Here is a 12,095-nt window from a genome sequence, read left to right on the forward strand (position 1 = left end):
ATACAAAGTATGGTGGCTATTGTTGATAGTGGTTCTACAAAATCTGATTGGGTAATTTTAGACGAATTTAAAAATGTTTTCCTTAAAACTGAGACCATTGGTTTTAATCCTAATTTTATCAATATAGAGCTTATTGTTCCCGAGATTGAAAAAAACAAAAGCCTGCTTTCGGTAAAAAATTCGATTACCAAAATCTTTTTTTATGGATCAGGATGCGGTGTTGAGAAAAACCGTGAAAGAATCGAGGAAGAGGTAGGTAAAGTGTTTAACAATGCATCTATTATTGTAAAAGAAGATCTCATGGCTGCAGCGTATGCCGCCTACAACGGGAAACCTGCAATCGTATGTATCTTAGGAACAGGCTCCAATTCCTGCTATTTTGACGGAAAAGATATAAAAATAAAACTCCCTTCTTTAGGTTTCCTCATGGGAGATGAAGGTAGCGGAAGCGCTATCGGGAAACAGCTGGTCCGCAGATTTTTTATGCAGAAACTTCCTCACGATCTTCATACGGAGTTTGAAAATACTTATCATCTTACCATAGATGTGGCGCTGCAGAATATGTATCACTCATCAAGGCCAAATGCGTTCTTGGCAGATTTTAATAAATTTGTTGTCGAACGAAAACATCACACATATTTTGAGAAAATGGTGTCCGAAGAGATGAAAAGCTTCTTCGAATATCAGGTTCTTCCGTATGAAGAATCAAAAAAATCCGAAATTAATTTTATCGGGTCTATCGCTTATTATTACGAAAATATTCTCCGTTCTGTCGCTTCAGAACTTCAGTTAAATGTGGGACATGTTGTACAAAAACCTATCGAAAGTTTAGTCAGCTACCATATTAAATATATACTATAAAAATAATTCTATGTCAAATAAAACCCACCGCGACGAAAAAAACTTTCATCAGGCCGCGTTAGATTATCATAAAGCAGAACCCAAAGGAAAAATTGAAGTCATCCCTTCAAAACCGCACTCTTCGCAGAGAGATTTGTCTTTGGCATATTCTCCGGGAGTAGCCATTCCGTGTTTAGAAATAGAAAAAAATCCCGAAACAGTCTATGATTATACCGGAAAAGGGAATTTGGTTGCCGTAATTTCAAACGGAACCGCTGTTTTAGGTTTGGGAGATATCGGTGCCGAAGCTTCAAAACCGGTAATGGAAGGAAAGGGGCTTTTATTTAAAATCTTTGCAGACATCAATGTTTTTGATATTGAAATTGACGAAAAAGACCCGGATAAATTTATTCAGATCGTAAAAGGGATCGCGCCCACTTTCGGCGGGATTAATCTTGAAGATATCAAAGCTCCGGAAGCATTTTATATCGAACAAAAACTCAAGGAAGAATTAGATATTCCATTAATGCATGATGATCAGCACGGAACTGCGATTATTTCGGCAGCCGCTTTGATCAATGCCTTGCAGATTGCCGGCAAAAAGATTGAGGATATAAAAATGGTGGTTAATGGTGCAGGAGCAGCGGCTGTTGCGTGCACCAACCTTTATATGTCATTAGGTCTTAAAAGAGAAAATGTTTTGATGTGTGACAGCAAAGGAGTCATCAATCATAAAAGGGAAAACCTTACGGCTGAGAAAATAGATTTCGTTGCACATACGGATATTGATACTCTGGAAGATGCTGTAAAAGGTTCAGATGTTTTTATCGGTCTTTCCAAAGGGAACGTAATGACACCGGAAATGTTAAAAAGCATGAATATAAATCCTATTGTCTTTGCACTTGCCAATCCGGATCCTGAAATCACTTACGATTTAGCAATGGATACCAGGAAAGATGTCATCATGGCAACAGGAAGAAGTGATTATCCTAATCAGGTGAATAACGTTTTGGGGTTTCCGTATATTTTCCGGGGTGCATTAGATGTTCAGGCAAAGGGAATCAATGAAGAAATGAAGCTTGCAGCTGTTCATGCTATTGCTAACTTAGCAAAAGAGCCGGTTCCGGAAGCAGTTATTTTAGCATATAACGTTCAGAATTTACAGTTTGGGAGAGAATATTTTATTCCAAAACCATTTGATAACAGATTAATTACCAAAGTTTCAGGTGCAGTAGCCAAAGCAGCGATCGACAGCGGAATTGCCAGAAAAACAATTACAGATTTTGACGAGTATGAAACGCAGCTTCTCGACAGGATGGGTAGAGATGAGAAATTGGTGAGAATGATGCAGAACCGCGCCAAGGCAAATCCTAAAAGAATCACTTTAGGCAACGCCGAAGAATATAATGTCCTGAAAGCGGCTCAAATCCTGTATGAAGAAGGAATTGCATATCCAAGCCTTTTGGGGGATAAAAAATATGTGAAAGAACAGATGGAACGTTTCGGAATCAATATCGATGTTCCTATTATTGACCCAAGTGATGATGATCAGGAAGAAAACAGAAAAAAATACAGGGAAACGCTCTGGAAGCTTCGTCAGCGAAAAGGGATGAACGAGTACAAAGCAAAAAGATTCGTTCGGCAGAGAGATTACTTCGGACCATTGATGCTGAAACATGGCGATACAGACGGATTGATTGTAGGGTTTTCTAAAAATTATGTTTCTACCTTAAGACCTGTTTTAGAAATTATCGAAAAAGATAAAGGAGTTGAAAAAGTAGCGGCCATGATGATGATCTTATCTGAAAAGAAACCGATTTTCTTCGCAGATACTTCAATCAATCAGAACCCTTCAGCGGAAGATTTGGTCAATATTGCTAAAATGGCGGAACATACAGTAAAATCTTTTGCCATTGAGCCGAGAATTGCCATGTTAGGATTTGAAAACTTTGCGGCCATTTCTGATACTTCCAAAAAAGTAGCAAAAGCGGTGAGTATTCTTCATGAGAAATTTCCGAAGATGATTGTAGATGGAGAAATTCAACCGGATTTTGCGATGAATGCGGACCATTTGAGTGATTATCCTTTCTCAAAATTAGGAACCACTCCGGCCAATACTTTTATTTTCCCGAATCTTGAAAGCGCCAATTTATCATATAAAATCATCAGAGGTATGAAAGTTGCGCAGGTCATCGGACCCATTTTAATGGGATTGAAACAGCCGGTACACGTTTTACAAATGCGCTCCAGTGTGGATGAAATTGTAAATCTCGCGACGGTTGCCGTTTTGGATGCTCAGAGAAGAGAAACCAAAAAATAATTCAAGATCATATTTATAAAAAACTCCGGATTTCCGGAGTTTTCTTTTTATGATAAATGCAAAGTGATTTTAAGGAAATTTTAATAATGAGTTTAAATTACTATATTTGGGAGTTATAAAAATCAATATGATGTTTTCTTTACAAGGCATTGTTCAAGAACTTACACCAACCTATGCAGTGATCAATGTGAATGGGGTAGGATATTATGTAGGGGTGAGTTTAATGACCTCACAAACCTTGACTTTACATCAGGAGACAGTGCTTTTTATTCAGCAGATCATCCGTGAAGATGCTCATTTGCTTTTTGGTTTTCATACCCGCTCAGAAAAAGAAATGTTCAATCTTTTGATCAGCGTTAATGGGGTAGGAGCTGTTTCTGCATTGATATTACTGTCTACTTTAAGTCTTGCCGAGATTTCCTCTGCCATACTTTCCAAAAACAGTGCCGTTATTCAGAAAGCAAAAGGACTGGGTACAAAAACAGCCGAAAGAATTATTGTTGACCTTAAAGATAAAGTACAAAAATTCGGTACCGGAGAAGAAAATATTTCTACAATTGAAAATAATAAAATCAAGGAAGAATCGTTATCTGCATTAGAAGTTTTAGGGATTTCTAAAAGAATGAGCGAGAAAATTGCTGATCGTGTAATAAAACAAAATCCAAGTATCTCCGTAGAAGAATTGGTAAAACAAATTTTAAAAAACATTTAACATTTGGTGGAAAATAATAAATTTCTCAAAATATATGTATTCTTGTCATTTTTATTCTTATCAATAAATTTATCGGCACAGGATCAACAGGGGATCTCTATAAAAAAGGATTATAAGCTTACGGACCCCACATATTACGAAGCTTTTTACGATATAAAAACCGGGATGTACTACGTATATCCTAAAATCGGAAATACGGTTACTGGTCCTCCTACCGCCATGTCTCCCGAAGAATACAAAGAGTTTATGCTTGCTGAGCAGGCCAGAGCTTTTTACAGAGACCGGTCAGAAAGATACAGCCTCCTTTTCAGAAAAGATAAAACGGAAGCCGCCAGAAGAGGATTAATTCCTTCGCTTACGATCAATAACCGGCTTTTTGAAACTATTTTCGGAAGCAATAAAATCGAGATTATTCCTTCGGGATATGCATCGTTTGATTTCGCGGGATTGTATCAGAAAATTGATAACCCGTTGATTCTTCCTCAAAACAGAACAAGTTTTACGTTTGATATCGATCAGAGAATTCAGCTGGGATTATTAGGAAAAGTAGGTGAAAACCTTCAGTTAAAAGCCAATTACGATACCCAAAGCGGCTTTGCTTTTGAAAACAGAATGAACCTCGTTTGGCAGGCAAAAGGAAGCTGGAAAGATCTTCAGACAAAAGGGTTGGGAGATGTGAATAAACCCAGCGCAGGAGGAGAAGATAAAATCATTAAAAGGGTTGAGTTCGGGAATGTTAATATGCCTCTTTCTACCAGCTTAATCAGAGGTTCGGAATCACTTTTCGGGGTGAAAACAGAATTTCAGCTGGGAAAAACCTATGGAACCGTTGTGCTTTCCCAGCAACAGGGTGAAGCACGGAACATCGTTGTGCAGGGAGGCGGTGTGATGAATACCTTTAAAATTAATGCAATCGATTACGAAGACAACCAGCATTACTTTATCGGGCATTATTTTTTGGATAATTATGATAAAGCATTGCTCAACTATCCGCAGATCAATTCAAGAATCAATATCAGCAGAATAGAAGTATGGGTTTTAGACCAGGGAAATTCTAATCTCGCATATCAGAAAAGTATTGTCGGGGTACGGGATTTGGGAGACGGTTTATCAGGATTACCGGATAATTCGCAGAATGGCCTGTATAATGCGGTAAATACTTTATCAGGGCTTAGAGACCCCAATTCCACATACAGTGCGATCAATGGACAGGTTTTACCTAATGCAACGGGAACAACGGAAACGTATACTGATGGGGAACAATTCATTTTTAACAGAAAAGCGAGAAGGCTAAATTCAAACGAATATACCTTTCACCCGCAGTTAGGATATGTATCATTAAATCAAAAGCTTAATGACCAGCAATTATTGGCAGTGTCTTATTCTTATACGGTCAACGGAACAAGCCAGGTGTATAAAGTCGGAGAATTTTCTGAAGAAAGCCCGGTTTTAATTACCAAAGTGCTGAAGCCGAATACCAACGTAAAAACCAGCTCCCCGATGTGGAATCTGATGATGAAGAATTTCTATTCTTTAGATGCAGGTCAGGTAGATCAGGATGGTTTTATTTTAAATGTATACTACAGAGATGCCAAAACAGGAGGGAAAGTCAATTATCTTCCCAATACCCCGGTTCAGGATACCAATTTACTGAAGCTCTTAAACTGGGACCGTCTCAATGTAAACGGTGATTTGCAAAGCAATGGTAATGTTTTGGGTGACGGTATTTTTGACTTCGTCAACGGCATTACGATCCGCCCGGAATTAGGACGGCTAATGTTTACCAAAGTGCAGCCTTTCGGAAGTTATATGGCTTCTGTGATCGGAAGTAATGATCCTCAATACGTATTCTCAGATTTATACACGCAGCAGAAACAGGTAGCAACATTCAGCAATCTGGCGCAGCGATATACCTTAGAAGGCCGATATAAAGGTGCACAAGGACAGGGGATTTCTTTAGGAGCTGTCAATGTTCCTCAAGGTTCGGTAAAAGTAGCTGCAAACGGAGTGCAATTGACAGAAGGGGTAGATTACACCGTAGATTACATGTTGGGAACCGTAACGATCATCAACGAAAACGTAAAACAGTCCGGACAAGCCATTAATATTTCATTAGAAAATCAGCTTACGTTTAATACCCAGAGAAAAAGATTTTTGGGATTGAATTTAGAACGGAGATTCAGTGAGAACTTTATTTTGGGCGGAACCGTGGTCAATTATTCCGAATCGCCGCTTACCCAAAAAGTAAATTACGGTCAGGAAGCGGTAAACAATACCATGGCGGGAATCAATTTGATGTATAATAATCAATTGCCTTTCCTTACAAGATTAACGGATAAAATACCGTTGATCAATACAGAAGCGCCTTCGAATTTAAATTTCAAGATGGAAGGAGCCTATCTTCTTCCGGGAATCAATAAAGGGACAAACGATCAGTCTTACATCGATGATTTTGAGCAGACTTCTTCAAAAATATCATTAAAAGAACCTGCCGCATGGAGCTTGGCTTCCAAACCGGAAAAAGATCAGGCAAATCCTATTTTTACCGGCGCCGGAGCAAACAATGATATTACCAACGGTAATGGAAGAGGTTTGATGTCATGGTACAATATCGATCCGCGATTCTGGGGAGTGGGTGGAAAAGCGCCTACAGGAATTACGGCACAATCGGTATCGAACCATGCTTCAAGAAGAGTTCAGTACTCCGAAATTTACAACAACAGAGATTTTGTTGCGGGTGAGCAAACGTTTACCAATACATTTGATATATCTTATTATCCGCAGGAAAAGGGACCTTATAACGTAAACCCGACTCCCGAAACTACACAGCAAAGGTGGGCGGGAATTATGAGGCCAATCAGTGTTTCCAATTTTGTGAATTCAAATATAGAATATGTAGAATTCTGGATGATGGATCCGTATGCGGACGGAAATACATTAGGAACAAATCCTAAAATTTTACTACAGTTAGGAAACGTAAGTGAAGATATCCTGAAAGATGGATTAATGCAGTACGAAAACGGTTTGCCAACTCCGGGCAACGCTTCTTCCACATCTAGTTCTAATTTGGGGACCCAGCCAAAACAACCGCCAATTTTATACGCGTTCTCAACGGAAGGAGATGACAGAACCATTCAGGATGCAGGGTATGACGGTTTAACTTCTGATCAGGAATCTGCAAAATTTGGGAATACATTTGTGAATCCTGTGACTAATATTTCCGATCCTGCGGTAGATGATTTCTTATTTTATTTATCGGATAGGTTTACAGGAAGTCAGGCTGCTTCTATCATCCAACGATACAAATATTTCAGAGGTCCTGATGGAAATTCGAAAAGCAATTCACTGGAAGTGTCTTCTCAGACTCCGGATGCGGAAGATATCAACAGAGACTACAATTTAGATCAAAGTGAAAATTATAACGAATATGTAGTAAACCTTGATCCGGGAAGTTTAACGCTTGGAAGTAATAATATTGTTGACATTAAAACGGTACAGGCAACGTTCCAGAATGGGCAGACTGATGATGTAAAATGGTATTTATTCAGAGTACCAGTTTCCAAATATGATGATCCTGCAGCGGGAGGTGATAAAGATCCTTCAGTGCTTAATAATGTACGGTTCGCAAGATTGTTATTAACCGGTTTTGATCAGACTTCAACATTAAGATTCGGGACTTTAGACTTAGTAAGATCAGACTGGAGAAGATACCCGAATTTAATTGCGAGCCCTACCGTAGATTCTCAGACAGAAGGTACTTCCGGAGGAGCTACTCTTAATAATAACTTCGAAGTAGGAAGCGTAAATATTGAAGAAAATGCATTAAACCAGCCTCCGTATGTGCTTCCTCCGGGAATAGACAGACAGGTGTTGAGCGGAAATGCAGGAGCACAAAGACAAAACGAAGCTTCTCTTTACCTGAGAGTAAAAAACATGAATGAAGCAGCAAGAGGTGTTTTCAAAAATGTTGCTCTGGATATGAGGAGATATAAAAAATTAAAACTTTTTGTGCATGGTGAAAATTTAGATTCGCCAAGATCATCAGATTATGATCCGGATGTAAAATTCTTCATCCGTTTTGGTAGCGATGCTACAGATAACTATTATGAATATGAAGCTTCAGTAAAATATACGCCAAATACCGCAACAACACCATTGGAAATTTGGCCTGTAGAAAATGATGTAGATTTTGATATTCAGGATTTCGTTGATGCTAAAATAAGAAGAGACAAAGATTTTCCGAATTCTATTACAGAAAGAAGAGCAGATCCTCAGTATGGTGACGGGACCCATAAGAAAATCTTTATAAAAGGACGTCCATCATTAGGAAATGTTACCACCGTGATGTTGGGGATTAGAAATACGCAACGTGGCGGTATTGCAGATAAAGGAAGAGTTTTATGGGTAAATGAGATTCGTCTTTCAGAAATTGATAATGACGGCGGATATGCAGGAAACGCAAGTCTGAATTTCAACCTGGGTGATTTTGCAGTGGTAAATACCAGTGCTTCATATACTTCGGTAGGTTTTGGGAATATAGATTCTAAGCCTGCGGAGAGAAACCAATCTACACAATCTGCTTTCAGCATTAATACTTCGGTAAATGTAGAAAAATTCCTTCCGGAAAAAAGCGGAATGAAAATCCCGGTAAACTATTCGTATTCGCAAACGATCGAAGATCCGAAGTATAATCCTTTGGATACCGATGTGGAATTCAGCAAGGCTGCCAATAAAGAAGAGCTAAAGAAAGTAGCAAGAACGTACACGCAGCAAAGAAGTTTGGGAGTGGTCAATATGCATAAGGAAAGAGTTAATCAAAACAAAAAACCAAAATTCTACGATGTAGAAAACCTTTCCCTTACGGCAGTATATAATGATGATTTCTACAGGGATATCTATACAAAAAGAAATTACAGACAGTATTTCAGAGGATATCTGGATTATAACTATACCTTCAAACCATGGGTGATCAAGCCATTTAATAAAATGATCAGCGATACGGCAAAATCAACCAAATATTTGAGATGGGTCAAAGAATTTAATTTTAATCCGGTTCCTACAAGGTTATCTTTCAGAACAGAGCTTGACAGAAATTACAACGAGCTTGAGTTCAGAAATATTGAAGCTATTTTAAGTGGAAATCTAAATGAAGATTTTGCCGCCATTAAAAACAGAAACTTCTATTTCGGATGGCAGTATGGTTTAGGATTTAATTTTACCAAATCCTTAAAACTGGAAATCAATTCTACCACAAGAACATTAAACGATAATATAGATGTCAATACGATGGATAATTCATCCATTTTCGGAAACGTATTCAGATCCGGAAGACCGGTATTGTATAATCACAGAGTACAGCTGAATTATAAATTACCGTTCCAGTATTTACCCTATTTAGATTTTATCGACGCAGAATTAGGATACGGATTTACCTATAACTGGAATGCAAGAAGTACCGTGTTGAGCAGCTATGTCAATCCTGACACCAATCAGGTAGAAAGTTTAGGATCTATCGGTCAGAACACCAATGTAATTCAGGTGACCGCAACGGCAGATATTCCTAAATTCTTCAGCCAGTTTACGTATTTCAAAAAAATATCTGCCAAACTTCAGAAACGTAAACAGGAGACGGATTCTCTGAATAATGTTTACACGCAGGCTTGGGAGAAAAACAGGTATAAATTTAAAAGCTATAAGTTTAAAAACAGGCTGACTGTTTTACAAAGTGCGGCGTTTTTATTGACCTCATTCAAACAGTTGGATGTAAATTACACCGAAAATAACGGAACCGTACTTCCCGGCTTACTGTCTGCTCCGAACGGATATGGATACGGACAAACATTGGGCGGTCCTACTATCGGATTCTTATTGGGATCACAGGCAGACATCAGACGTACAGTAATTGAAAATGGCTGGGTAAGTGACTCAGAATTAATGATCGATCCTTACATTCAGATGTCTACCAGAGAACTTCGGGCAAATCTACAGATGATGCCGATCAATGATCTGAGAATCGACATCAATGTATTGCAAAATTATAACCGAAACTTCTCGCATACCGGTTTCAATTACCGCGATAGTAATGGGGTAGCCAATCCTGATCTCACTTTTGCCAGTGATATGGTAACCTATTCCAATTCTGTAGTGCTGATTAATACGGCTTTCCAGGACGGACAGGCAGTTTACGCGGCAATACGGGAAAATGCAAAATCCATTTCGCAGCAACTGGGGGGCGTTTTAGGAAGCGATGGGTTTACAGACGGTCACAGTATTGCCAATGCGTATGTTCTGATTCCGGCTTTCAAGGCAGCTGTCGAAGGAAAAGCTCCTAAAAGGATCGGAAATGCTAAAAAAGCAGGAATGCCGATTCCCAACTGGAAGATTATTTATTCAGGGTTAAGAAATATTCCGTTTATTAATGGTCAGTTTTCTAAGTTTGATATCTTGCACAGCTACAACGCGACTTATACCGCTACCGGAATCCAGTCGAGTATCGATTATTTTAATACTTCAGGATTTGCAAGAGATATTAATGATGATTACATCAATCCTTATACTTTTTCTCAGGTAGGATATGTAGAATCTTTCTCACCGCTTATCGGGGTAGATGTCACTATGAGAAACAATATGCAGTTTGGCCTACAGTATAATAAATTGAGAACGCTGATCTTAGGATTGGTAAATCATACCCTTACCGAAGATTCAAATACAGAATATGTGCTGAGGTTGGGTTATATTGTCCGTAATTTCAGATTGGGGGCAATGAATAATACCAGAGGCGGAAGAGGGAAAGGAAGCGATCTTAACATCCGTGGAGATTTTTCATTAAGAGACAGCCGTACCAGTATCATGAATATTTTATTAGATGATTCTCAGGTAACGGGAGGCCAGAAGTTGATGAATATCAAACTTTCAGCAGATTATAATGTTTCAGAAAATCTGAACCTGAGAGTTTTCTATGAGCAGATGACTTCAAAATATAAAATCTCAACGGCTTTCCCGCTGTCTACGATTAGAGCAGGGATTTCGGCCACATTCACATTTGGTGATTCAGGCGGAGGATTCTAAATTTATATTAAACACTAACCCTTCTTCTCAGAGGGGTTAGTATTTGATCATTAGAAGAACTACAATTTTGATTGAATGCTATATTGGTATACGATTATAAAAATGACAATTAAACATTAATACTAAATTTTCTCCCTTTTCTTTGAGCGTTTATGTATTTTTGAATAAATTTGTCAATATTAAATAAAAAATAAAAATGAACACACCATCAGAATTAAAGTACACGAAAGATCACGAATGGGTAAAGATCGAAGGTAATGTTGCTACAATCGGTATTACAGACTTTGCGCAAGGCGAGTTGGGAGATATTGTTTATGTAGATGTAGATACTGTAGATGATGAGATAAATGGCGGAGAAGTTTTCGGAAGTGTAGAAGCGGTGAAAACGGTTTCGGATTTGTTCTTACCTATCTCCGGAAAAGTAACCGAATTCAATTCTGCATTAGAAGATCAGCCGGAATTGCTGAATACAGATCCTTATGGAAATGGCTGGATTATTAAACTGGAAATCGCTGAAGATGCAGATCATTCAGACTTGCTTTCTGCAGAAGATTACCAGGCAATCATTGGATAAATTTTCATACATATTTACGAAGATACTGCCCATTTACTGGGCATTTCTTACTTTTATGCTTCTTAAACCGGGAGTAGAAAACAAAGAATATATCTTTATGTTTAATGGCATTGATAAAGTCATGCACGTAAGTATATTTACGATGCTGGGATTTTTATTCATGGCAGCGTTACCAAAAATAAAATTCTCATATTTCTTTCAGATAATTCTCATATACGCATTTCTCACAGAAATACTTCAGGAAGAAATGCACATGGGAAGATCAATGGAATCTCTGGATATTGTAGCAGATGCCATTGGTTGTTTATTAGGATACTATATATATAAGGTATTCGTAAAAAGATTTTTCTAATTACAATATTCATCTTAATAAAATTCTTTCTTAATATCTCCTATTTTTCCGGGAGCTTTTCCCGCTTTCCACTGTATCTTTTTTGCGGGGGATCTGCGCTTCGCTTCGTCCCCCGCAAAAAAGGATGCCGTTTCTATCGGGGCTAGATAATAACAATACTCATGAATTTTTAAAATAAGTATGGCTAATTTTATTATTGAAATATATACATCAATAACTATTTACAATA

General features: G+C 38.2%; 6 protein-coding genes. All 6 read left to right on the forward strand.

Annotated elements, in window-relative coordinates:
• Nucleotides 1-9: 9 nt before the first annotated feature.
• The 6 genes from N0B16_RS14035 (at nt 10) to N0B16_RS14060 (ending at nt 11,866) form a co-directional block, all read left to right on the forward strand.
• The gene (locus tag N0B16_RS14035; protein WP_262991571.1) at nt 10-861 is read left to right on the forward strand and encodes a BadF/BadG/BcrA/BcrD ATPase family protein; all 852 of its coding nucleotides are present in this window, start codon (nt 10-12) and stop codon (nt 859-861) included.
• Between the two features lie 10 nt (nt 862-871).
• Entirely contained in the window at nt 872-3,160 is a 2,289-nt protein-coding gene (locus N0B16_RS14040) for an NADP-dependent malic enzyme (RefSeq protein WP_262991572.1), read from the forward strand.
• A gap of 127 nt (nt 3,161-3,287) precedes the next feature.
• Entirely contained in the window at nt 3,288-3,872 is a 585-nt protein-coding gene (ruvA, locus tag N0B16_RS14045; protein ID WP_262991573.1) for a Holliday junction branch migration protein RuvA, read from the forward strand.
• A 6-nt stretch (nt 3,873-3,878) separates the two neighbouring features.
• Entirely contained in the window at nt 3,879-10,940 is a 7,062-nt protein-coding gene (gene sov / locus N0B16_RS14050; RefSeq protein WP_438265281.1) for a T9SS outer membrane translocon Sov/SprA, read from the forward strand.
• A 196-nt stretch (nt 10,941-11,136) separates the two neighbouring features.
• Nucleotides 11,137-11,514, forward strand: coding sequence for a glycine cleavage system protein GcvH (gcvH, locus tag N0B16_RS14055; protein ID WP_262991575.1), 378 nt, complete (start codon nt 11,137-11,139; stop codon nt 11,512-11,514).
• 55 nt (nt 11,515-11,569) lie between these two features.
• Nucleotides 11,570-11,866, forward strand: coding sequence for a VanZ family protein (locus N0B16_RS14060; RefSeq protein WP_368407556.1), 297 nt, complete (start codon nt 11,570-11,572; stop codon nt 11,864-11,866).
• Nucleotides 11,867-12,095 lie beyond the last annotated feature (229 nt).

It is taken from the genome of Chryseobacterium gilvum (assembly GCF_025628965.1).
Lineage (GTDB): Bacteria > Bacteroidota > Bacteroidia > Flavobacteriales > Weeksellaceae > Chryseobacterium > Chryseobacterium gilvum.